The following is a 24300-nucleotide window of genomic DNA, read 5'->3' on the forward strand; positions in this document are numbered from 1 at the left end:
GCAACGCGATGACAGACCGTTTTTCCGGAATGACCAAAACGCCCCAGATGCCCGCTGCGCGCATGCTGGCCGATGCCAATGCCCGCCTGAGCGTCAAGCTAGAGGCCCCGGCCAGTGCGCCTTTGGATGTGGTGTTGACTGAATTGGAAGAGAAAGGCGCAGTGATCGACATCCTGCGCCTTCTGGGGGTGGCCTTGCCTGCCCGAGAGCGCGTGTGGTGGTCTTGTCTGGCCGCGCGCGACTATATCGGCGAGGCCCCGGACAACAGCACGCCCGCACTGGCGGCGTCTGAGGAGTGGGTGTTTCGCCCTACGCCGGAAAACCGCGAAAAGGCGGGCGCGACGATTGATCTCGCCGAACCAGATGATGAGACGGTAAATTGCGCCATGGGCGTGTTATACTCGGACGGAACCTTGGGTTCGGGTGATCTGGCGAACGTTCCGGCCCCTCTCGGCGCGGCCGAAGTTGTGGCCTTTGCGATGAATGTTGTTGCAATGGACAAACATGAAGAGGATTTTGACACCTACGTGCAGTTGCTGATTGACCGTGGGGTCGATATTGCTCGGGGTGGAAATGGTAAGCTGGACCGCGAGAACGCCAGCGCTGAGACAGAGGAGTAAGCATGGGATTCCCGCAAGCACGAATCTTGGACTTGCATGCGTGTACGCTGCCTGCTCCTCCGCCAGCTCCGCCACCGCCAGCTCCGGTGCCGATGCCGATCATGCCGCCCTGCTGTACGACGGTTCTGGTGGGTAAACTGCCCGCAGCGCGTCTTTCAGATATGGCGACACCGGCGTTTCCGCACCCGATCATCAAGGGTTCGGCCACCGTTCTGATCGGCAAGCTGCCTGCCGCCCGTGTGACGGATACCTGCGCCTGTGGTGGTCCGATCATCAAGGGCGAGTTTACCGTACTGGTCGGAGGATGAAGACAAACGAATGACGGTCACTTTGAAATTCCAATCCACCGGCGTGGTGCCGGGCGACGGGCGCCCGGTCTCGATGCAGGGGGGCTCTTTGACCGTGGGGCGTGGGCCAGCCAATGACTTGGTCCTGCCTGACCCTGAAAAGACACTAAGCAAAAGCCACTTCGTGATTGAAGATCACAATGGAAACGTGGTGATTGTTGATCTGTCGACGAACGGAACTTTTCTGAACTACTCGAAAATCCCACTAGGTCGGACACCGACGCCGCTCAACAATGGCGACGTGCTGGTTGCGGGTGGGTACGAGATGGTTGTCGAAATTGGGGCGGACCTGCCCAGTTTCGAAGAATCGATCCCCCAGCCTGCGCAACAGGCGGGGGTGTCTCCGGGTATGTCCCAGAACGCACCGGATCCGATGGCATTGCTGGACGATGCCGCTCCGGGCGGGGATTTTCTGGATGACCTTTTAGGCGGTGACGCTAAAGGGCCCGGCCAGATTTCCACGCCCGACCCGATGGATGAACTGCTGCCACCCTTGGAGGATGACGATCCGTTCTTTGCCAAACCGAAGGACGTGCATGCGGATATGGGCGCAAGCGATGCGATGCATAACCCGTCGGCCAGCGATGCGTTTACCGCACCCTCCGCAGGCGGAGCGAACCTGATCCCCGATGACTGGGACGATGATCTGCTGTCGCCCTCGGGCGGCTCAAGCTCGGATCCGTTTGCCGCGCCTGAACCGGCGCGTCCGGAACCCACTGCGCCGCCTCCGATCAAGCCAAAGCCAGGCGGGCAGGCCGAGGTGGCTCCGACCCACGAACCGGTTGAGGCAGAGAAACCCGTTCCGACCGGCGGTGGTGATCAATCCGCTGCCCGTGCCTTGCTGGAGGCGTTGGAGGTCGACGATCTGCGCATCGACGACGCTGATCTGCCTGCCACAATGGGCCGTATGGGCCGTGTGTTGCGGGTGATGATCACGGGTTTGCGGGAAATCCTGATGACCCGCACCTCGATCAAGTCAGAGTTCCGTATCGAACAGACCATGATCAATGCTGGCGGCAACAACCCTTTGAAGTTTTCGATCAGCCCCGAACAGGCGATTGAGGCGTTGGTCAAACCGCGTGTCAAAGGCTACCTAGCCTCGGAAGAGGCGACCGAACAGGCGTTGAACGACATCAAGGCCCATGAGGTTGCGATGGTCACCGGTATGGAGGCCGCGCTCAAAGGCGTTCTGGCTCGGCTGGACCCGGAGGTGCTGGCAGGAAAAATTGAGGGTTCCGGCAAACTTGGGTCACTTTTTAAAGGTAAAAAGGCCCAGTACTGGGAAGTCTACGAGAAGATGTATGCTGATATCTCGGATCAGGCAGAGAACGACTTTCACGATCTCTTCAGCCGGGAATTCGCGCGCGCATATAAAGAACAGCTGGAAAAGCTGAAGTAACGCCCCATCGCGGGCGGCAAGAACAAGGGAGGGCAGCCATTGTCCTGGGACAGCAAGGTGCTTTGGACCGAAGGGTTGTTTCTGCAGCCCCATCACTTCCAGCAGGCGGATCGGTATACCGAGGCGCTGGTGGCTGGTCTCGCACGCCGGGTCACGCCTTATGCGTGGGGTGTCAGTGCCTTAGAGATTGATGATGAAGTGCTCAAGGTCGGTCAGTTTGCCTTGAAATCCTGCTCGGGGCTGACGCCTGACGGGCAGGTGTTTCGCGTGCCGCAGGCCGAAGATCACCCTCCTGCGCTGGAAGTGCCCGAGACGATTAAGGATTGCGTTGTCTACCTGACGGTTCCGCAGAGGCGGCAGGGCGCATCCGAGGTGGATCTGAGCGGGGCCGAACAATCGGTCAGCCGTCTGCGTCCGGCCGAGCAGGAAATCACGGATGTGATGAGCCAGCAGAAAAAGCCCGTTACTTTGGGCGTGGGCAAACTCCGATTGCAGTTCGCGTTGGAAGTGGATGATTTGGCGGATAAATTGGCGATCCCGATTGCCAAGATCATCGAAGTGCGTCCGGACAAAGAGATCATTCTGGATCGCGGCTTCATCCCATCTGTGCTGGACGTGCGCGCCGCTGCTGCGCTGGCCGGTTTCATGAATGAGCTTGAGGGGATGCTGTCGCACCGCATGCAGGCCTTGGCGGGGCGTCTTTCGGATGGAGGGCCAGCCAAAGGGGCTGCCGAGATTTCGGACTTCCTGCTGCTGATGACGATCAACCGAAACCTGCCCTTGGTGCGCCATTTCGCCAATATCGAGAACGTGCATCCCGAACATGTCTACCGTGTCTGCGCCGCGCTCGCCGGTGAGCTGGCGACCTTCATGAGCACTGAGAAAGAGGCCGTGCAATTCCCGGCCTACCAGCATGACGACCTGACCGCTTCCTTCGCGCCAGTCATTCGGACCCTGCGACAGTATCTGAGTTCCGTGTTGGAGCAGACAGCGGTCTCAATCCCGCTGGAGGCGCGGAAATATGGCATCAGCGTGGGCGTGATTGCCGACCGCAAGCTGATCGGCAATGCCGGTTTCGTTCTGGCCGTGAATGCGGATATCCCGGCAGAGGACGTGCGCCGTCATTTCGCTGGACAGGCCAAAACCGGCCCGGTTGAGGAAATCCGTCAGTTGGTAAACTCGGCGCTCCCCGGTATAACGCTGCGCCCGTTGCCGGTCGCTCCGCGGCAGATTCCATATCACTCCGGTGTCGTCTATTTCGAACTGGATGCCGCCAGCCCATACTGGGGCAAGATGACCACCTCGGGTGGGATCGCGGTTCATGTATCGGGGCAATATCCGGGACTTGAGATGGAGCTGTGGGCGATCCGCAACCAATAAGAGTGAACGTGATCACTGGCGGCGCCAAAACAATTTGATAGGGCTTGATATGTGGGTCACACTCGTGACGCGGAAGCCTTAGGGGAACAGGTCAAAGAATGTCCGACAAAGATCCATTTGCCGAACCGGACGACACCGATAAGACGGTCATTCGCCCCAATCCCGGTGGGCGACGACAGGCGGGTGGAATGCCGCAACAGCCGGCTCCGCAGCAACCGGCCGGATATCCCGATCCGATGCAGGTGCCACAGCCCGAGCCCATGGCACAATCGGCGCCGGGCGGTGCAGGATACGGGGTGCCTCAACCCCAGACGCCCCAATCCCGGCCTGCGTCCGGTGGGGAAGAGGTCGCGACTACCGGTATGAACCGGCTGAACGCCTGCGCTGCATCGCTGTTTTCGTTGATCAGCCGCATTCGCAATCGCGCGCAGCATATGGATCCGGACAAGCTGCGCCAAAGCGTTGTGGCCGAGGTGCGCGCGTTTGAAAATGCCGCTTTGCAAGCAGGCATTGCGGCGCAGACCGTCAAGATCGCACGCTATGCTTTGTGCGCGACTTTGGACGACGTTGTTTTGAATACACCGTGGGGTGGCCAATCCAGTTGGGCGACCCAGTCGCTGGTGGGCACCTTCCACCGAGAGACCGTCGGTGGTGATCGCTTCTATGACCTGCTGGCGCGTCTTGAACAGGACCCGGCCAACAATATTGAGCTGCTGGAATTCGCCTACATGTGCCTTTCGCTTGGGTTCGAGGGGCGTTTGCGCGTCGAACAGGGCGGCGCGGACAAGCATATGCAGATCCGTCAGGGTCTGGCGCGGATCATTCGCGCACAGCGTGGTGACGTGGAACGGGACCTCGCCCCGCATTGGGAAGGGGTCGACAAACCCTACCGCGCCCTCAGCCTTTGGAAGCCAGTCTGGATCGCTGTTGGCGTGACCGCGTTGCTTTTGCTGATCGAATTTGGCGGATTGTCTTATCTGTTGTCCAACAAGACAGAAAACCTTGTGGGTCAGATGTCGGTGATTGATGCTGGCCGGGTGACGGAGCTGCAGCGCCGCGCGCCTCCTCCTCCTCCGCCACCGCCGCAAGCCCAGCCGCAGGTCGAAAAGGTCGTGGCTTTCCTGCAGCCCGAGATCGACGAAGGGCTGGTTGAGGTCTTTGAGAAAGGCAACACGCTGATTATCCGGATCAAGGGATCGGGCATGTTCGGGTCGGGTTCGGATCACCTGCAGGACAAATTCAAAGAACCAGTGCGCCGCGTGGCTGTGGCGCTAGACGGAGAACCCGGAGGGGTCATCGTGACCGGGCACTCAGACAATGTGCCGATCCGCTCTTCGCGCTTTCCGTCCAACCTCGCGCTGTCTCTGGCTCGGGCAAAATCGGTGATGAACCAGATGGCGGGTGAGATTTCCGATCCAGACCGCCTAAGCGCCGAAGGCCGCGCCGATAGCGAACCGATTGCCGACAACTCGACCCGCGAAGGGCGGGCCACGAACCGCCGGATCGAAGTCCTGCTGGTTCAGGAGGAGAACTGATGATCCGCCGCGTTTTAAGATATGTTTTCATGTCGATCTACACCGTGCTGTTCTTCACGGCGACGGTTCTGGCCGGGTGTCTGTACTATTTCGGCCCGTGGATCGGCTCGGATGAGTGGCGGCCGCTGGACGGGGTCGGGACGCGCCTGATCTGGTGCGGGGTGATCTTTCTGGTCTTTTTCCTGATCGGTCTGACCATTTTCCTGTTGCGCCGACGTCGCGAAAAGAAGCTGACGGAGGAGATAACTGAATCCGTCGCCGATGGTGGCGACATGATCGACAGCGAGATTTCCGAGCTTCGCGGCAAACTGAAAACCGCGATGGCGGCATTGCGCAAGTCCAAGAACGGGCGGCGCCATCTGAATGAGCTGCCCTGGTACGTCATGATCGGCCCTCCGGGGGCGGGCAAAACGACAGCGATTGTGAACTCGGGCCTGAACTTCCCGCTGGCGGATGAGCTGGGCAAAACCGCGATTGGCGGTGTCGGCGGTACGCGGAACTGCGACTGGTGGTTCACCGAGAACGCCGTTTTGATCGACACGGCCGGGCGTTACACGACGCAGGAAAGCGACGCCGAGGTCGACAATGCGGCCTGGATCGGGTTCCTCAGCCTACTCAAGAAATACCGCAAGCGGCAGCCGATCAATGGCGCGATGATTGCGATTTCGCTCTCTGACTTATCCCTGCAAGACGAGGTCACGCAAAAGGAACACGCCAAGGCCGTCCGTCGCAGACTCGAAGAATTGCGTGAAAAACTGGGCGTGCGGTTCCCGGTTTATATCCTGTTCACCAAGGCCGACCTGATCGCAGGTTTTGCCGAATTCCACGACAATCTGGGCAAGGAAGATCGCGAACAGGTTTGGGGCTTCACTCTGCCATTGGACAAGTCGCGCAGCGAGCAATCTCCGGTCGCGGCTTTTGATGAGGAATTCGCCCTGCTTCTGGGTCGCCTGAACTCGCAGTCCCTGGAGCGGATGCAGACCGAGACGGACCCGCAGCGCCGGGCTCTGATTGCCGGGTTCCCGATGCAGGTCGCCTCGGTTCGTAAAGTTGCGCATGAGTTTCTGACAGAAGTTTTTCAGGACAGCCGCTATCAGCACCGCCACATGTTGCGCGGGGTCTATTTCACGTCTGGCACGCAAGAAGGCACGCCGATTGACCGTCTGATGCTGGGCATGGCGCGGACATTTGGGATTGGCCGTCAGGCCATTGGCTCGGGGCAGGGGTCGGGTCGCTCCTATTTTCTGACGCGCCTGTTCGATCAGGTGATCTTCCGCGAGGCTGGTCTGGTCAGCGCCGATGACAAGGTGGAAAAGCGCTACAAGATCACCAAATGGGCCTCGATCGCCGCGACTGTCATTGCCGCCGTCACGGTCGGAGCCTTGCTGGTGCGCAGCTTTATGGGCAATACCGACCTGATCGCCGAGGCGCAGGAGGGTGTATCCGCCTATCAGGCCGCCGCTGCGACTTTGCCGCCCAGCCCCGTTGGTGACACCGATCTGGTTCCGGTCGTTCAAGCGCTAAACACGCTGCGCGACCTCCCGGCCAACCCGACCCTATCGGATCCTGAGCCCGAAACACGTCTGACCTATGGCCTTTATCAGGGTGACGTGATCGGCACACAGGCGGCGCAAACCTATCGTGCTGCATTGAATCAACGCCTGTTACCGCGTCTTCTTCTGCGTCTGGAAGAGCAGATGAGCGCCAATATCAACAACCCCGATGTGCTCTATGAGGCGCTGAAGGTCTATCTGATGCTGGGTCTGCAGGGGCCGATGAACCAGGATTTGGTCAAGGAATGGATGAACATTGATTGGAGCGTGTCCTTCCCCGGCCCATCGCGTGAGGAATTCCGAGCGGATCTGAACGATCACCTCGACGCCATGCTGAGCCAGCCGATGCAAGAGATCGCCCTGAATGGTCCAATGGTCGATCAGATTCAGGGTATCCTGTCGGAACTCCCACTGGCGCAGCGTGTCTATAACGGCATCGTTTCCAGCCCCGCGGCCACAGCGCTGCCGGAGTGGCGGATCACCGAAGTGGGTGGCCCCGCTGTTAGTCGCGTTCTGGTGCGGTCCTCTGGGAAACCTTTGAACGACGGGATCGAGGGCATTTTTACCTACAATGGCTTCAATAACGTTTTCCTTGGAGAGGCGATCGGTGTCGCCAAACGCGTTCAAAAGGAAAGCTGGGTCCTGGGCCCACGTGGTGAGGCTGAACAGACCGAGCAGGCTCTTGCTGCCCTCAGCCGTGATGTTCTGGACCTCTATTACAACGACTACATCGCGCGCTATGATGCGATGCTGGGCGATATCGACATCGTGCCGATGGAAAGCCTCAGCCACGCGGTTGAGGTCACGAATGTGCTGTCAGGCCCGACTTCACCTATCGTGAATGTCCTGAATTCGATCTCGGATGAGACGAAATTGACCGAAAACCGGTCAATTCTCTCGGGCAACGATGCGATCAGCGAAGGCGTTTCCGGCGCTGCGGCGATTGAGTTGCAGTCGGCTACCTCAGCCCAAACGCAGATCTTGTTGGAAGCCTTGGCCAAAACCAGTGGTGTCAATGCCGGCGAACCCGTGCAAGCGCCGGGGCAGTATGTCGAGGATCGCTTCGATTGGTTGCATCAGCTGGTTGAACGGCAAGAGGGGCAACCTTCGCAGCTGGACATGCTGATGGGGTCGCTTACGAGCGTGTATCAGGAGCTGAACAAAATGTCGTTCAGCGGAGTCTCGGGTGGCGAAACCGGGCAGGCTCTGCAGCAGTTCCAGCAAGAGGCCGCCCGTATTCCCGGTCCGATGGAACGCTGGGCCCTGCAGATCATCGATGGCTCGTCCGGGATCACCTCGGATAGCACCCGCTCGTCCATCAACGCACGGTGGCAATCGACGGTTCTGCCATTCTGCGAGCAGGTTGTCGGGGATCGCTATCCGTTCAACCGCCGCTCGGGTGCGGATGTTGCGATGGGTGACTTTGGCAAGTTGTTCGGTCCGCAAGGTCTGATCGACTCGTTCTTCAACGAAAACCTCGCCAAACATGTGGATATGCGCACGCGGCCATGGTCGTGGAAATCCGGGGTTAATGCGACCGATCTGGGCATCAGCCAGGCGGTTCTGACACAGTTCCAGAACGCCGCCGAGATCAAAGAGGCGTTCTTTGCCGCAGGTCCGCAACCGCAAATCCAGTTCCAGATCATGCCCGAGGCGCTGGACCCAAAGGCCAAAGGCGTCAAGCTTGAGATTGATGGTCAAGTGCTGGAGTTCAAACACCGCGGTGGGCTGCCCTCACCCCTCGCTGTGACATGGCCGGGCTCGGTTGGGCTGGCGCGCGTCAGCTTTGAGCCGGAAAAGCGCAATATTGAAAGCGTTCTGTCCAAGGACGGCCCCTGGGCTTGGTTCCGCCTGCTGGACGCGGCCGAGGTAAGGCGCACCAATGTGTCTGACCGCAAGAAGGTGATCTTCAATGTCGGTGGGCGCATCGCAATCTTTCAGTTGCAGTCAGGTTCGGTCATCAACCCCTTCGCTTTGCCCGCGCTGCAGAAATTCAGCTGCCCCAAGTCGTTCTGATGCAGACTGGCGGGTTTGGTGCATTCGGCAAGATGCCCTCGGTCGGAGACTTCTTCCGACTTGGGGTGTCGCAGGCGTTTGTACAGCCGTGGGATGAGTGGATTCAGCGCAGCATGTTGGCTGCGTCAGAAGCTTTGGGTGAGGCATGGGATTCCCACTACATGTCTGCTCCGATCTGGCGGTTTTGCCTTTCGCCGGGGCTGGCTGGCCCGCAGAAAATGCTGGGGGTTTTGATGCCTTCGGTGGATCGGGTCGGACGGCGGTTTCCTTTGACCCTGGTCGCGGGGGTCTCGAACGAAGGGTCCGCCGCGTTGGCGCATTTCCGGGCGGCTGAGGTCTACCGACAGCTTGAAGATCTGGCGCTTGCCGCGCTCGAAGACGACATGACCCGCGACAAGCTGGCCGAAGGTCTGGCCGCTTTGCCAGCCCCAACGCAGCAACCGACGGCGCCTGTGCGCGCACATGGGAACACGATGGTGCTGACCCGCGGGGAAGTCTCCGACAGCTTGTTGCCTGATCTGGCGGCGGGCTTGATGTCGCAAAGATATCGCACCCCAAGCGTTTGGAGCACTGAAATCGGCGGCGTCCCCCGAATGATGATCTGCGAAGGTTTACCGGATGGGGCAAACATGCAAGGCTTGTTCAACCTACACGCCGCATTGTGGACCGAGGCACGACCAATATGAATTCAAGTCACCGCGTTCGGTACAGCGCACGCAGCCATGTGGGCCTCAGGCGTAAGGTCAACGAAGACGCGGTGCTGGCGCTGCCTGAGGAAAGCCTCTGGCTGGTGGCTGATGGGATGGGCGGGCATGATGCGGGAGACTATGCCAGCCGATTGGTCGCGGATATGGTTGCCGCAATCCCGCCCGGTTTGGCCCCAGCAGATCGGTTGACCGCATTGCGGGACGCAATCCAGCGCGCCCATGCCGTGATCCGACAAGAGGCAGATGCCCGAGGTGGCGGCACGATTGGTACGACGGTTGCGTGCATGATGCTGGCCAATGGGCACTTTGTCGGGCTTTGGGCCGGGGACAGCCGTATTTACCTGCTGCGTGAGGGCAAAATCCAGATGCTCAGCACCGATCACTCGGTCGTGGCAGATCTGGTACTGGCAGGACAGATGAGCTGGGACGAGGCCGAGCAGCACCCTCAGTCCAACGCGATCACACGGGCCGTGGGTGTTGGGGATGTTCTCGAACTGGACAAGGTTCGTGGTGAGGTTCAGCCCGGCGACCGCTTTCTGATCTGCTCGGACGGTCTTAGCAAATACGCGACGTTCCCGATGTTGGAGAAAGCACTGTCGGATATGCCGATCGAAACCGTCTCGGATCAGTTGATACAGGTCGCACTGGATGGAGGCGGGGCCGACAACATCACCGTTGTGGTTGTCGACATCCTCTAAAATCACATTTGGACGCAGGAACGCCGCCGGAGCCTATTGCTCCAGCGTTGTCAGAATGCGGCTGTCCAGAGACAGGATCTGCGTTTCAACATTGCGGTCCTGCTCGCGCAGAGCCTCGGCATAACCTGCCGCGGATTCCGCCGTTGGGCGTATGGTGCTAAACAGCTGGTTGTCAGTGTGCAGAACGATCACCTTGCTTTTCCCCAGCGCGGTGTCATCGACCTGAAAGGCGATGCCGCCATTGTCTTGGCTTTCATCAATCGAATAGGCCACACGGACGGAAATCGGCCCGGACTCTCCGTCGCGCAGAGAGGCGATATCGTTGTCTTGGCGGGTGACGTTGGGCAGCAAGTGGAACACATTGCCTGACACATCCAAGACCGAGACGGACAGGTACCCGTCCTGAACATCATCGGGCAGGTCGACATCAATGACCGGGTTTTGCCCGACAATGAAGTCGCCGGTCGGATTGGGGGCGTTGCCTTGTTCTCCGTTGAAGAACGCGATGGAGATATCGCTGGTAGGTGCCGAGGGCAGGAAGTTCTCGATCAAACACAAGGTCGGGTTCAGCAGCGTGACCTGTTCAAGATCGATAGGGCGTGAACCAGCGAGGGCTGTCAGCGCGGTGTCCAACCCAACCAAACTGTCCCGTGAGGCCAGCGTTCCGCCAACCTTGATCGGTGTTTCGGGGCCGTAGCCCGTGCTGGGTGCGTCGATCAGTTTCAACGCGCCGCAATCGGCCAGGCCGGACAGGATGGGTCGGACCTCATCTGCGGACAGGAACAGTGACTCCAACTCGATATCTGCGGTGCCTTGTAACCCGGCGGGCAGACCGGCGGAGTAGAGCTGCTCTAGCTCGGCATGCAGGGCCTGATCGGTGGTCTGTCCAGTCAGCCGAGCCTCATTGCCTTCGACCACGAAACGCCACTCGTCCAGATCCATGGCGGCGTCGATGACGCCAGTCACCGCTGTTCCCCAGGTGTCGGAAATGTCGCCCGAGGCCAATGTGAGATCAACATTGCCCCCTTCGGATGTGATCTCGCCCGTCATTGCATCCCGCACGGTCTCCGATGGTACAAAACCTACGGCACGTGGCGCCTGACCGGGTCGTTTATCAGCCACCAGAGTATAGGGTGAGACGGTCGGGTATTGCGGTGCAAGGAAGCTGTCAAACACTCCGCCGAAATAGCCACCGGCACCTATGCCAACGACCGCAAGCGCGCCGACTGCAGCCACCACGCCTCCGCGCGAGTATTTGGCAGGCTCAGCCTTGGCAGGAGTTGCTTTGGGTTTCGGGTCCGGCTGCGTAACCGTAGCGACAGATGGCATAGTAGCAGGGGCCGCGCGCGGGGCGATTACGGTCGCATCATCCAAATCGTCTTGAGGTGCGGCCGATCCGTTCCGGGCCGCAGCCAGTGCGCGTAGAACATCTCCGGCGCTCTGGTACCGATCATCCGGGTTCGGAGCCGTCATCTTGTCCAGGATCGACTTCAGCGGCTCCGGTACGTCCTGAGTGTTCAGCGGTTCCTTCTTGTTTTCGACCACTTCCAACAGGTTGCGCCCGGCATCAGCTTTCTGCCCCCGGAAATTGGCTAGCAGCAAGGCGCCCAGAGAATAGATATCGGTGCGCTGGTCAGTTTTGCCGGAAAGCTGCTCGGGCGCGGCATAGGCGTATTTGCCGGCAAACTCTCCGCCAACAATAGTTTCGGCCCCGGGGTTTGTGTCCTTGGCGATGCCGAAATCAATGATCACAGCCTGCGCTGGATCGCCATCGCGCAGAATGATATTGTCGGGGCTCAGATCGCGGTGAACGATGTTGCGGGCATGGGCGGCCTCAAGCCCCTCGCAGACTCGTTTGCACACGGTCAGTACATCGCCCGCCGACATAGGTCCGGTTTTGAGTTTCTGGTCGAGGCCCGGCCCGTCGACATAGTCCATCACCAGATAGACATGCCCATCGGCGGTTCGGTTGTTTTCAGAATAGCGGACAACCGCGTCGTGGCGGATGTCGCGGATTTCTTCTTCGCGGGTCAGCAGGACCAGATAGTCATCATTGCTGGAAAACTCCGCTTTCAGAACCTTCAAAGCGGCAAGCCGCCCCGAAATCTCGGAGCGGGCTCGATAGACGTCAGAAGTACCGCCCCGCCCAAGTATCGCTTCGATCCGATAAGTATTGTTCACCAGATCGCCCGGCTGAAACAGGTCGCCTGCGCGGGAGTCCGTCATGCTGTCCTCGGTTTAGTTAGAGTGGTGGTGTATTTAGCCGAGGGCCTGGAATTCAACGCGACGGTTTTCGTCGGCGCGCGGATTGTCCTTGTTCAGAGGTTCGGCTTCGCCCACGCCCAGTACCTCAAGCCGCTGTTCCGAGATGCCGCAATCGCCGACGAGGAAGCGCTTGACCTCTTTGGCGCGCAGCAGCGACAGGTTCTGGTTGTATTCGGCGGAGCCTGCACTGTCGGTATGGCCGATGATCTGGAAGACGTTCACATCCACGTTCTTCATCGCCTGACACAGCGACGAAAGCTTGGGCTTTTCATCCTCACGCAGCGCGGCCGACGCGAAATCGAAACGGATCTGGATGTTGACCTGATCCTCGCTTGCGACCGGCTGGTATTCGGTCGGAGCGGCGGCAACGGTGGTTTCAGCTTCGGCCTCAGCCGTTTCGCCGGAATTCGACGGCACGATGACAAGGCCGCGCGTCTTCTGCTTGTTGAACGCGTCGGTGATTTCGTCTGCCGTCAACTCGCCTGACTGCGCCAGAGCAAACTGAGCGGTACACAGGACGGCAAATGCCGAGGCCCCGATAAACTTCCATGATGCAAATGCGGACATAACCCTAACCTTTCCGTGTTTGAGGGGAAGACTAGCCCCCCACCCGACGACCGACAATGAAGAATGTCACACAAGCGCTGGACATTTTTAGGTCAATAGCGTGACATCATGCGCCCAGCCTTTTAAGTTCATCTTATAAGGTGGCAGAATACAGGAAACATCAGGCAAATGCGCATCGTTCCGGCGATCATTCTGGGAGTGGCCATCATACTGGCTCCGATCATCTGGTACGTCTTTCCTTTGGTCGTTCCACTTGACGAGAATTTCGAAGGTCCCGCCATCGACTCGGGGGCCCGGATCGAGATTGAGATGCTCAGCCAGCAGCTCGACGATATGCGCGAACAGGTTGAACGCCTTTCGCTTGAGGTGTCGCGCACCCAGAATGGTGCCGGGGTCGTCCCGCAAGACAATTCGGCGGCGGATGACTATGGGTTTGACCGCTCGTCACCCAATGAGATCATTGACGCGTATGCGCAGGTCGTCCTGATCGCCAATCGCAACAAGGTGAATCGGGAGCTGGACTTGGCCGGGTCGTCCTTTTTGCGCGAAACATTCGGCCTGCCGCGCGAGGATCTGACGGATGAATGCCAGTCGATGACCAACCCGAGGCTTGAGGAGCTTCTGGTGTTGGAAGAGGTCGGGCCGGTTCGGGTGCGGATGCTAAAACCTGCGGTTGATTCACTGCGGGCTGTATTCGAGAATATTCAACGCACCGACCCCGACCTTTATGCGCGTATCAATACGGCCGGTTCTTTGTGCGTGCGCCGGATTCGCGGGGCGACGTCTTCGGCCTCGGCCCATGCCTACGGTCTTGCGGTTGACCTCAATATCGACGGTGTTCTGGATACGCTGGGCGACGGAAAAACCCAATTGGGCCTGACCATTCTGGCCGATTTCTTCCGCGAGGAAGGCTGGGTCTGGGGTGCTGCCTGGGGCCGTGAGGACTCGATGCATTTCGAGGTCAGCCGCAACAAGATCGAAGAATGGCTTGAGGCCGGGCTGCTCTGACCGCGCTTCTCATGCGGTTTGTGAAGTCTGTCACAGACGCGATTGGGAATTAAGGTAAATAAAGCGTTATCTATTCCAAAGGGGGCTGCGGAATGATCAGAACGACCTTGCCATGGTCCCTTGGATGGGATTTCCTTGATACGTTTCTGGCTCATTGGTTCGGGCCGGTATGGGTGAGGGGTGTTTGTCTGACATGACGCGGATCTGTCGTTTTCTGATTTTGGCTTCCTGCGTCGTGATCGCGTCGACTGTGTTTTCCATGGCGGCGCTGGCGCAAAGCGCGTCGAACCTTGCTCCATCCACCTTTCAACCTCAGAACCAACGCAGCACCGGCCCAGTAACCGTGGCGCGCGATCCGGGCGCGCCGGTGCCCGAAGGCGCAGACAGGCTGTTTGTGACCGTTGGTCAGGTGCAGATCGAAGATGGTCTGCCCCAGATGGAGGCGGCCAATGCGGCTTTCATTGAGCGCCTGACCGGCAAACGCGTAGCTGTGTCCGAGATTTTTGCGGCGACCAACCGATTGGAAAGCGCCTATACCAACGCGGGTTTTGTCCTCAGCCGAGTGGTCCTGCCGCAGCAGACCCTGCGCGATGGGGGCACATTGCGCATCGTCGTGATCGACGGGTTCATCGAACGCATTGATGCCGAGAAAGTGCCTCAGCAGGCGCGTGAGCGGGTGGTGATGATCACCAAACCTTTGATCGGCAAACGGGGCATCAAACTGCAACAGATCGAGCGCGCGCTTTTGCTGGCCGGGGATACGTTTGGCGTGCGGCTGGCCTCGACCCTGTCGGCGGGGGATGCGCGGGGCGGTACCGTTTTGACGTTGGATGGAGAGTTCAAAGAGATCACCGGCTCTTACGGCTTTGACAATACTCTGTCGGACGAGCTTGGCCCGGGCAACCTGAACCTCGGGCTTGAGGTCAACGGCGCGCTGGAGATGGGAGAGACCTTCTATTTCCGCGTCGGCGGTTCACCCAAACGGTTCTTCTCGAGCGATGCGCAGTACCGGATTGCGGCGGCGGGGGCGGTCTTTCCGATCGGATACGACGGGATGACGTTCAACGCCGAATACACGCTGAGTGAGGCGCAACCGGACGCGGAGCTGGTGCCAAATACCAGTAAATTCGAACGCTTTTCCCTGCGTCTCTACTATCCTTGGGTGCGCACACGGCGTCACAATCTGTCGTCGCAACTGATCCTGGACCGGATCAGCGACTCGCAGGATTTGATTGCCAGCTCAGGGTCGCTACCGGTTTACGACGACGATCTCAGTGTCTTGCGGGCAACACTGGATGCAAGCTGGACCTATGACAATGGCGCGTTTCTGTCTGCCGGGGCTGTTCTGTCGCGCGGGCTGGATGCATTCGGTGCCAGTACCTCGGTCGGGGCGGGGGATACCCCTTTGTCACGGCAAGGTGCCAGCGCGCAATTCACCAAGCTTGTGCTGTCGGCGCAGTATCAGCGCCCGTTGAACGCCAATTGGTCCGTGAACGTGAATGGCCGAATTCAATCCAGCTTTGGCGATCCGCTGGTCACGTCGGAACAGTTCAGTGTTGCCAGTTCCAGTGAGTTGTCGACCTTCGACGCAGGCGATCTGCGCGGAGATGACGGCTGGGTCGCACGGGCCGAGCTTGGCCGGTCACAGCAGACGCAAGTGGCCGGCTTTCCGATCCTTTTCAAGCCCTATGTTTTTGGGGCCTACGGCGTGTTAGGTTTGGAACAACCCACTGTTCTGGAACAAGGCACGACCCGGGCATATGCCTACGGTCTGGGCTTTGATGTGTTTACGATTGAGGACTCGACCTATCGGTCCGGGTCAGTACGAGTGGAATATGGGAGGGGGGAACGTGATGACCTCGGGGAAGATGGAAACCGGTTCAGCATCACTGCCAGCCGCCGCTTCTGATGGTAGCGCAGCCATGACAGTCTCACGCCGCATACTTCTGTCGGCGTCGGCCGTGCTATGGGGCACGACCGCGCTGGCGCAATCCCTGCCGACCGGAGGGACGGTGGCTGCGGGTAATGTCGCGATCAGCCAACCCAGCGGCAATCAGTTGAACATCACACAGGGGTCGAATGCGGCCATTGTGAATTGGAACGGGTTTTCGATTGGCTCCGGCTCGACCGTGAATATCAATCAGCCGGGCGCGCAAAGCGTGATCCTGAACCGGGTTACCGGGAATACAACCAGTCAGATCCACGGTCAGCTGAACGCCAACGGGCAGGTGCATCTGGTCAACCCGAACGGCATTTTCATCGGCCCGAATGGCCATGTGAACACCGGCGGGTTTGTGGCCTCGACCTTGAACATCTCGGACGATGACTTTCTGAACGGCCGCTATCACTACAACGGCAACGGGGCCTCGGCAGGGGTCGAGAACGCGGGCACGATTCAGGTTGTTCCCGGCGGTTATGCAGCCTTGATCGGCGGCAAGGTGTCAAACTCGGGTGTGATCCGGGTGCCGATGGGCAAAGTGGGGCTCGGAGCGGGTGAGCAAGTGACGCTCGACGTGTCCGGCGACGGTTTTCTGCAGGTCGCCGTGCCTTCAAACAGTGATGACGCCGCGATGGAGGCTTTGGTCACCAATTCGGGCCGCATCGAGGCGGATGGCGGTGTCGTTCACCTCAAGGCCGCGAGCGCCCGTGATGCGGCGCGCCGGGTCGTGAATATGTCTGGCGTGATCGAGGCACGCTCGGTCGGTGGCGTGTCCGGAGCAGTTGTTTTGGGCGGCAGCGGCGGTGCCGTGCACCTGACGGGCCGCATTGATACCTCGGCGCGGGTGACATTGGTCGAGGCCTCTCCGCGTCCGGTGGCCCGCGATCAGAACGGTGGGTCGATCACGATTACCGGTGAGGCCATCGAACTGGCTGGTGCGGCCCTGAGCGCTGACGGTGCGGGAACAGGACAGGGCGGAGAGATCCGCGTTGGTGGTGACCTGCAAGGCGGCGGTGATCTGCAGCGGGCCAGCACCACGCTTGTTGACGATGCGACCGTGATCAGCGCAGATGGCGGAGATCAGGGCGATGGCGGTCTGATCATCGTCTGGTCGGATGACTATACATCGTTCTCGGGCTTCAACTCTGCGCGCGGAGGTGATCTTGCCGGGGATGGCGGTTTTGTCGAAGTGTCGGGCAAGCTGGCCCTGAATTACGATGGCCTGACCGATACGCGGGCACCGTTTGGTGCATATGGCACGCTGTTGCTGGACCCCACGAACATCACCGTTTCTGATACGGCAACGGGCCCTGGTTCTGTAACGCCGGGTACAATTGAAACAAACCTTGGCTTCGGCAACGTCACTCTGACGACCGCAGGAAGCGGCACTCTGCAGCCGGATGGAGACCCTATCGACCTTGGTGGCGATGACTCACAGGTTGGCACGATAACCGTCGACGATCCGATCACGTGGGGCAACGGCTCTCGGTTGACGCTGCTTGCCAATGATTCGATCACAATCAACGCTGCGATCACCGCGACAAGCGGCGAGTTGGAACTGAACGCCGCCACAACGATTGGTACCGGCGCAGGTGGTACAATCAACGTCGATACCTTTACGCTTACGAATGGCGCCTGGTCACAGGTAAGTTCCACGCTCCCGAGTTTTTCGGCGGGAACGCTTGATATTGCGTCCGGCGCAACATTCACCCGTGCGCTCGGTGGCACTGGCGCCGCCGGGTCTCCATACCTCCTGACGGATGTGTTTGGCCTTCAAGGCATTTCGGACGGCAACAACTATGCCCTGGCCAATTCTATCAGTGCCGCGCCACTCAGTTCGTTCGATCCAATCGACTATGCGGGTGGAACACTTGAAGGCAACGGCTTTTCGATAAACGGCCTCACCATTTCGACCAGTTCTTTCGGCGGGCTGTTCAACAATCTTGACGGCAACGTTCAAAACCTGCGCATCAACGGGGCCAGCGTTTCTTCTGGAGGCGGTGGTATCTTGGCGGGAACAAATGGCGGCACGATTTCCGGCGTTTCGGTATCCGGTAGCTTTAGCAGTAGTGACGAACAGGCCGGTGGTCTTGTTGGTTTCAACGATGGCACAATCATAGACAGTTTCTCGACAGCCAGTGTGACCGTGGCCACGACCGAGGCCAACTTGGTTGTCGCGGGCGGTTTAGTCGGCGAAAACAACGGAACCATCACTCGGTCTCACGCCACAGGAACCGTCAGTGGTTCTACGGCGGGTGATTTTTCCGTTGGTGGTCTGGTGGGTGACAACAACGGCCTGGTTCAGGATTCCTATGCAACCGGAAGTGTTTCAGGCACCAACCAGAGTTCGGCGCCCGGAGACTCGGCGACGCTCGGAGGCCTCGTAGGCTTCAACAATGGCGGCACAGTTGCCCGAAGCTATTCAACGGGCGGTGCCAGTTTTTCAGGCCCCAATACACCCACACTAGGTGGGTTAGTCGGTTCAAACTCTGGATCGGTCTCAGGTTCCTTCTGGAATACCGATACTTCTGGTCTGGCCACCAGCGCCGGAGGCACAGCACTCACGACAGCACAACTTCAGGATACGGTTGGGTTCTTTAACCTTGCGTCGGCTCAAGGGTGGGACTTTACCAACACGTGGGCACCGGGAACGAGCGATCCGGACGGCGGGTCAAACCCGTTGCACTATACGACCTCACCGGTCCTGTTCGTGGTGCCTGACACGCTTCTCATCCCCGAAGGAGAGGCTGAAACGACGGCAGGAACGGGTACAATTTCTGGTGGCCCGTCTGTCTTTCGGTTCGGGCCGTCGGGTGACTCGCTGGATACGTCGCCGATCTTTGAGACTTTGACGTTTGCCAGCACCGAAAACGGGACCACGACTTATACCGTGGATACAAGTTCCCTCCTGAGTATCTCGGAGGTGTTCTATACCGTTTCTGCGCTGCCTGGCACGGCAATCATCGGGAACACGGTCATTCCGACCCCGCCGACCCCAACCATTGAGATCACCCCGACCGTGGATACGACCATCACCGGCGGCGGAGGTGGCGGCGGTGGTACTACGACCACAACGACAACCGAAGCAGAAGCGGCGCTTGGTACGGTCGAGAATGCGTCGCAGGATTTTGACGAGGTCATCTCTTCCTGTGCGGAACAGGGCAACAATGTCAGCGCCTATCTGGCCTGTATTGCCGATGCGATGGACGAATACGCCTCGGATCTCGATGCGATCGTGCAGGGTTTGCCGCCGGGTCTGGAATCCGTTGGTGATATCATCCGTGGCGCAAGTGCCGGTATTCGCGCGGCGGGCGAGGATGCGAACCGTCGTCTGGCACTTGCCACCACTGCCGAGGAGCGGGAGACGATCCGCCGCGAGGCCGTGCAGGAAGCGCGCCGTCAGATCCGTCAGGCGCAGCGCGAAATCCGCAAGGCGATCACATTGATACGAGCAACCGACCCCGAGCTTGTCAGCATCCAGAACCAGCAGGTAGATACAATCGTGGCGGCTGTTGGTCAGGCCGAGATTGGCCTGTCGCGCGCCATCGGCCTGTAACCCCAGGGAGGCTCTGCGCCAATGTTTCTGATCCGTTTTTGTGCGGCCATGCTTTTGACCCTGTTCAGCGCCCTCGCTGCGCTGGCTGACAAACGCGTGGCGCTGATCATCGGGAACTCGGATTACCAGACCGTCGGGTCGCTCGACAATCCGATCAACGACGCCTCAGATCTGGCCATCGCGCTTGAGGGGCTTGGGTTCGACGTGTTTCTCGGCACCGATCTGACTCGGGATGAGATGCTGTCTTTAGCCGAATCCTATGGCGCGACGGCTGCGGATTCTGATGTCTCGCTGCTGTTTTATGCAGGGCACGGGTTTCAGGTGGACGGGCGCAACTATCTGGTCCCGGTCGACGCTAATCTGACCGGTGCCGCGGATATTCCGGAGCAGACAGTTGCGATGGAGGAGTTCGTCTCTCGGATGGAACGGTCCGACGGTATTCGTCTGGTGTTTCTGGACGCCTGCCGTGACAACCCTTTCGAAGACAGTGTGTTGAGCGTTGACGAAGGGCTAGCCCGCGTCGGCAGCGCCGCCGATTTTCTGTTCGCCTACGCCACGCAACCTGACAACGTGGCCTTCGACGGCACCGGGCGGAACAGTTTTTTCACCGAAGCGCTGCTGAGCCATATTTACACGCCTGGTCAGGATATCTCGGACCTGCTGATCTCGGTCCGCAAGGATGTTCTGGCTGCGACCGGGGGGCGGCAGATCCCGTGGGACAACTCCTCGCTGACGCGGCAATTCCGGTTTGACAACAGCCCGGTGACAGCATCCGAAGAGACATTGTTGTGGCAGGTGGCGGCCAATGCGCAGGACGCCTCTCTGATGCAGCTCTATATCGACCGCTACCCACAGGGCGCGCATGCCACTGAGGTTTTTGCGTTTCTGGATGAGGCCGGGCAGGGCGGCACCCAGACCCGCGCGCTGAGCGTCGAAGACCAGGACGAACAGGCCGAGCGTCTTTGGAAACTGGCTCAACGCAGCCGGATGCGGCCTCTGCTGGAGTTCTACCTTGAGCAATACCCCGATGGCGGCCATGCCGCGCAGGCGCAGCGGCTGATCGCCTCGATCCCGCGGCCTGAGGACAGCACGCCGGGCGGCATTTGTGAGCGGCTCGCGACCCATCCCCGCGACCGGACGGCCAGCATCACGGGCGTTCCTTTCAGCCGGTTGCAGGAAAATGCGCTGACGGCCATTCAGGCGTGCAGCGCGGCGGCGGCCCAGTCGCCGGAGCTGTCGCACTATGTGGCGCTACTGGCGCGCGCGACGATTGCTGCGGGGGATGTGGAGCGTGCCGTGACCCTCTACAAACAGGCTGCTGCCGAAGGGGATTTACGGGCGATGGTGTCTTTGGCGCAACTGCATGAAAGCGGCACCGGCGTCCCTCAGGACATGGGCACAGCGCTGGACTTGTATGAGCGCGCGGCGGCAGGTGGCAGCGCCGATGCCATGATCAACCTCGCCGTCACCCTGTTTGAAGGCCAGATCGTTCCTAAAGACGACGCGCGCGCCGTCGCGCTTTTGCAGCAAGCCGCCGAGGGTGGGTCGGCCAAGGCGACCTTCAATCTTGGGGTGCTGGCGCAAGATGGTGCTGCCGGCGAACCCGAGCAGGCATTGGGCTACTTCCAGAAAGCTGCGCGTGATGGTGAATATCAGGGCTATCTGGCAGCAGCGATCCTTCTGGACGAAGGGCGCGGCGTGCCTCGTGATCCGTTGGAGGCTGCGCGGATGCTTCTGCGCGGAGCCGCTGAGGATAACGGAGCGATCCTGGATCAGCTATCCCTCGCCTCAGACCAATGGTCGCGCGACACCCTGATGGAGGTTCAACGGCTGCTGCAAAAGGCGGGCTATTACAACAGCGCGATCGACGGCGTGCCGGGGCCGAATTTCATATCGGCCCTGCGGCAATGGCGTAGTGGTGGGTTCGATCCGATTATTCTGGCTGAGAACTGAGCCTAGTTTACGGGCACAAACTCAATCCTCCGATTGCGGCGTTTGCCGTCTGCGGTGTCATTCGACACAACCGGGCGGCTTTCGCCATAACCAACCGTCAGCAGACGTTCCGGCGCGATCCCCTGATCGACCAGATAGGTGTTGACCGCCTGTGCACGACGTTCGCTGAGAACGCGGTTAGCCTCATCAGAACCATCGCTGTCCGTATGACCGCCGATCTCGATCTTCAGGTCCGGGCAACGGTCGACAATGTCATGAAGATTGCTCAGCAGCGGGATCGAGTCATTGGTCAGCCGCGCACTGCCCGAGTTGAAGTAGATATTGCCTGTGCGCGACAGGATCTCCATCCGCCCTTCACAGGCCTCGCGATCCAGGTCACCCTTGGTCTCCAGCGCAGCAGCCCCCGGTGTTGCCGAGGCGACCTCGAGCTGAGGCGGCGTGCCGGGTTGGGCACGGTCGAAAACGAAGCCAAAGCTGACAAAGCCGAAGGGCAGGATATCAACTCCGGCGGCTTCTTCGAGCTTGCCGCGTCCTTCCTCAAGGTTAAAGTCGGGCAGGGCAATCGCAATCGGTGTCGTATTGGCCACAGCCACCCGGTCATTGTCGACCAGAGTGATAGCCACCTGCGCCACGCTGTCTTTTTTCACCCCATGCAGGGATAGGCTATAGGGCAGGTCGATGATCTTGTGCCGGGTCTGGTGCAGATCGACCAGCTGCTCGGGCGGCAATTGGGCGGTGATCACAGCCTCAGGGAAGTTGAAGGTCTCAAAAAACAGGAAACGCATACGCACGTTGCGCAGGTCAATCTTGGTATCTACGCTGTCCATCTGAACCCGGATATCGGCGCCACCTTCAGGGCTGATAACGCCCGTCAGAGTTGCAAAACCGCTGTTTTCCGCGATCGCGTTCTTTTTGACCGACAGAAACTGCAGTTCCGAGGCCTCGGCGTCCAATTTCCATCCATGTTCGAACGGATCGGCGCTTTGACCCCACGCCGTGTTTGCAAATACCAGTGCCGTCATCGCAAAAGCATTTCGCACCAAGTTTAAACGCGGCATGTGTGAACCTCTTCCTAGTCTTGATACTATAATTGGGATATTTCAGGCCACGGCCATAAGAAAGCCAAAAAACAATATCAGTGTACTTCCGGGCTGAGTGGTGCCCAAGGGGTCACGGACCATGAGACCAGAAAAAGGCAAAGAACCAAAGGTGCAACGCGTACTTAGAACCCTGTTTGCGATGATCGCTATGCTCTGGACCGGTTCGGCTTGGGCCGAGCCGCGAATCGCGCTGGTGGTTGGAAATTCCGACTATGGTTCGGTCTCGGCCCTAGACAATCCAATCAACGATGCGCGGCTGATGGCGGAAAAGCTCACTGCGCTCGGGTTCGAGGTGCGTCACCTGTCCGACAGCACCCAGATCGAAATGAAGCGCGCCATTGCCCAGTTCGGACGCGATCTGCGCAAGGGCGGCGAAACCGCCGTGGGCCTGTTTTACTACGCGGGTCACGGGGTTCAGTCTTTCGGTTCGAACTACTTGCTGCCCGTGGACGTGTCGCTGTCTGATCCGGCCGATCTGGATCTGATGGCGGTTGAGGCACGTTCGGTCCTGCATCAGATGGCCTCGGCCAACAACAAGACGAATATCGTCATTCTGGACGCTTGCCGGAACAACCCGTTCGAGGATCTGGCAGATATGGATGACAACGGTCTGGCCGAGATGAAAGCCCCGACCGGCACTTTTCTCGCCTATGCCACCGATCCCGGCGGCGTTGCGCTGGATGGCGAAACCGGCAACAGCCCATTCACGCTGAGCCTTGCGCAGCATATCGACACGCCCGGCATGGCGATCGAGCAATTGTTCAAGAAGGTGCGCGTTGATGTTCTCAGCGAAACGCGTGGGTTGCAAACGCCTTGGGATACCTCGTCCCTGACGCAGGATTTCGCCTTTGCGCGCGCGAACGAAACCCTGATCGCGAAACCGGAACAAACCGAAGAAGAACAGTGGCAGGAGGCTGTGAACAGCCGCGACCCGGTGAAGATCATGCTGTTTCAGCGGGCCTATCCAGACAGTGTTCATGCATCGCAGGCCAATGATCTGCTGCAGACGATTTTGGCCGAGTCCTTTGGAACTCTGCCCACGCCAACGCCATCGCAAGAGGCCCCGGAAGCGACCGAGACGGACCGTCTGATGTATGAACTGGCGCAGGTCGACGATTCGATCCATTCTTATGAGGTTTACCTGCACAGCTTTCCCAGTGGCGCATTCGCCGATCAGGCGGTCGAGCGTCTGGCGGCCCTGCAGTTGGAAAGCGAGACCGTGACTCGCAAAGCCGAAGCCAATGTCGAGACACCCGAGGCGCAGAATTCGGGCAGCATCGACGCCGGCGCAGCGGTCACCATGAAATCCATCCTGACTTTTGGCAACACCCATGTCCGGGGCAAGTCGATCGAGGAACTGGTCGCGGGTTCACCTCAGTTCCCGCCGATTGATGGGTTGCCGGATGAATTGTGGAAAAATCAGAACTGTTCGAGTTGCCACCAGTGGACGCATGAGGCCCTGTGCGATCAGGCGCAGACCTATGTCAAACGCCCAGCGGCAGGCAATGTGGCCAAGCAGCACCCCTTTGGCGGTGGTTTGAAGGTCAACCTGCGCCGGTGGGCGATGGGCGGTTGTCAAGGATAGGTCTGCTCTGAAGTTTGGACAGGCGGCCAGACTTGATTGTGCGGCCCTTTGGGCGGAATTTCCGATGCAAGT

16 protein-coding genes are annotated in these 24300 nt (G+C 59.5%); 13 read left to right on the top strand and 3 right to left on the bottom strand.

The features are described 5' to 3' along the window. Window positions 1-8: 8 nt before the first annotated feature. The 8 genes from ACR0B5_RS05435 (at window position 9) to ACR0B5_RS05470 (ending at window position 10255) form a co-directional block, all read left to right on the top strand. Window positions 9-620, top strand: a complete 612-nt coding sequence (locus tag ACR0B5_RS05435; RefSeq protein ID WP_480538974.1) for a DUF6931 family protein — start codon at window positions 9-11, stop codon at window positions 618-620. Window positions 621-622: 2 nt separating this feature from the next. Next, window positions 623-928: a PAAR domain-containing protein gene (locus ACR0B5_RS05440; protein ID WP_170467447.1), complete on the top strand. Its 306-nt coding sequence runs from the start codon at window positions 623-625 to the stop codon at window positions 926-928. A gap of 10 nt (window positions 929-938) precedes the next feature. Further along, complete coding sequence (gene tagH / locus ACR0B5_RS05445) at window positions 939-2366, top strand: type VI secretion system-associated FHA domain protein TagH (protein ID WP_480538976.1); 1428 nt, start codon at window positions 939-941, stop codon at window positions 2364-2366. A gap of 39 nt (window positions 2367-2405) precedes the next feature. After that, on the top strand, window positions 2406-3746 hold the full coding sequence (gene tssK / locus ACR0B5_RS05450; protein WP_170378397.1) for a type VI secretion system baseplate subunit TssK: 1341 nt from the start codon (window positions 2406-2408) through the stop codon (window positions 3744-3746). Between the two features lie 98 nt (window positions 3747-3844). After that, on the top strand, window positions 3845-5281 hold the full coding sequence (gene icmH / locus ACR0B5_RS05455; RefSeq protein WP_480538978.1) for a type IVB secretion system protein IcmH/DotU: 1437 nt from the start codon (window positions 3845-3847) through the stop codon (window positions 5279-5281). Beyond that, window positions 5281-8850, top strand: a complete 3570-nt coding sequence (gene tssM, locus ACR0B5_RS05460) for a type VI secretion system membrane subunit TssM (RefSeq protein ID WP_480538980.1) — start codon at window positions 5281-5283, stop codon at window positions 8848-8850. Before icmH ends, tssM begins: the two co-directional genes overlap by 1 nt. Beyond that, window positions 8850-9536: a type VI secretion system-associated protein TagF gene (gene tagF, locus ACR0B5_RS05465; protein WP_170643327.1), complete on the top strand. Its 687-nt coding sequence runs from the start codon at window positions 8850-8852 to the stop codon at window positions 9534-9536. The genes tssM and tagF overlap by 1 nt, the downstream gene beginning before the upstream one ends. Then, window positions 9533-10255, top strand: a complete 723-nt coding sequence (locus tag ACR0B5_RS05470; protein WP_170378381.1) for a protein phosphatase 2C domain-containing protein — start codon at window positions 9533-9535, stop codon at window positions 10253-10255. Before tagF ends, ACR0B5_RS05470 begins: the two co-directional genes overlap by 4 nt. A gap of 33 nt (window positions 10256-10288) precedes the next feature. On the opposite strand, the gene ACR0B5_RS05475 is transcribed toward ACR0B5_RS05470, so the two are convergent. Both ACR0B5_RS05475 and ACR0B5_RS05480 read right to left on the bottom strand, forming a co-directional pair. Further along, window positions 10289-12481, bottom strand: a complete 2193-nt coding sequence (locus ACR0B5_RS05475; protein ID WP_480538982.1) for a serine/threonine protein kinase — start codon at window positions 12479-12481, stop codon at window positions 10289-10291. Window positions 12482-12514: 33 nt separating this feature from the next. After that, entirely contained in the window at window positions 12515-13087 is a 573-nt protein-coding gene (locus ACR0B5_RS05480; protein WP_170549474.1) for an OmpA family protein, read from the bottom strand. A gap of 168 nt (window positions 13088-13255) precedes the next feature. On the opposite strand from ACR0B5_RS05480, the gene ACR0B5_RS05485 reads away from it, so the two are divergent. The 4 genes from ACR0B5_RS05485 (at window position 13256) to ACR0B5_RS05500 (ending at window position 21543) form a co-directional block, all read left to right on the top strand. Then, on the top strand, window positions 13256-14095 hold the full coding sequence (locus ACR0B5_RS05485) for a M15 family metallopeptidase (RefSeq protein WP_480538984.1): 840 nt from the start codon (window positions 13256-13258) through the stop codon (window positions 14093-14095). Window positions 14096-14288: 193 nt separating this feature from the next. After that, the gene (locus ACR0B5_RS05490; RefSeq protein ID WP_480538986.1) at window positions 14289-16004 is read left to right on the top strand and encodes a ShlB/FhaC/HecB family hemolysin secretion/activation protein; all 1716 of its coding nucleotides are present in this window, start codon (window positions 14289-14291) and stop codon (window positions 16002-16004) included. Then, window positions 15949-19590, top strand: a complete 3642-nt coding sequence (locus ACR0B5_RS05495; protein ID WP_480538988.1) for a two-partner secretion domain-containing protein — start codon at window positions 15949-15951, stop codon at window positions 19588-19590. The genes ACR0B5_RS05490 and ACR0B5_RS05495 overlap by 56 nt, the downstream gene beginning before the upstream one ends. 21 nt (window positions 19591-19611) lie before the next feature. Continuing rightward, window positions 19612-21543 carry a caspase family protein gene (locus ACR0B5_RS05500; protein ID WP_480538990.1) on the top strand — a complete coding sequence of 644 codons (1932 nt, stop codon included), beginning with the start codon at window positions 19612-19614 and terminating at the stop codon, window positions 21541-21543. Window positions 21544-21545: 2 nt separating this feature from the next. Here ACR0B5_RS05500 and ACR0B5_RS05505 read toward each other — a convergent pair whose 3' ends face one another. Next, on the bottom strand, window positions 21546-22601 hold the full coding sequence (locus ACR0B5_RS05505) for an OmpA family protein (protein ID WP_170666634.1): 1056 nt from the start codon (window positions 22599-22601) through the stop codon (window positions 21546-21548). Window positions 22602-22722: 121 nt separating this feature from the next. Between ACR0B5_RS05505 and ACR0B5_RS05510 the strand changes: the two genes are divergently transcribed. After that, entirely contained in the window at window positions 22723-24228 is a 1506-nt protein-coding gene (locus tag ACR0B5_RS05510) for a caspase family protein (protein WP_480538992.1), read from the top strand. Window positions 24229-24300: the final 72 nt, after the last annotated feature.

The organism is Ruegeria sp. AG1 (genome assembly GCF_056541705.1).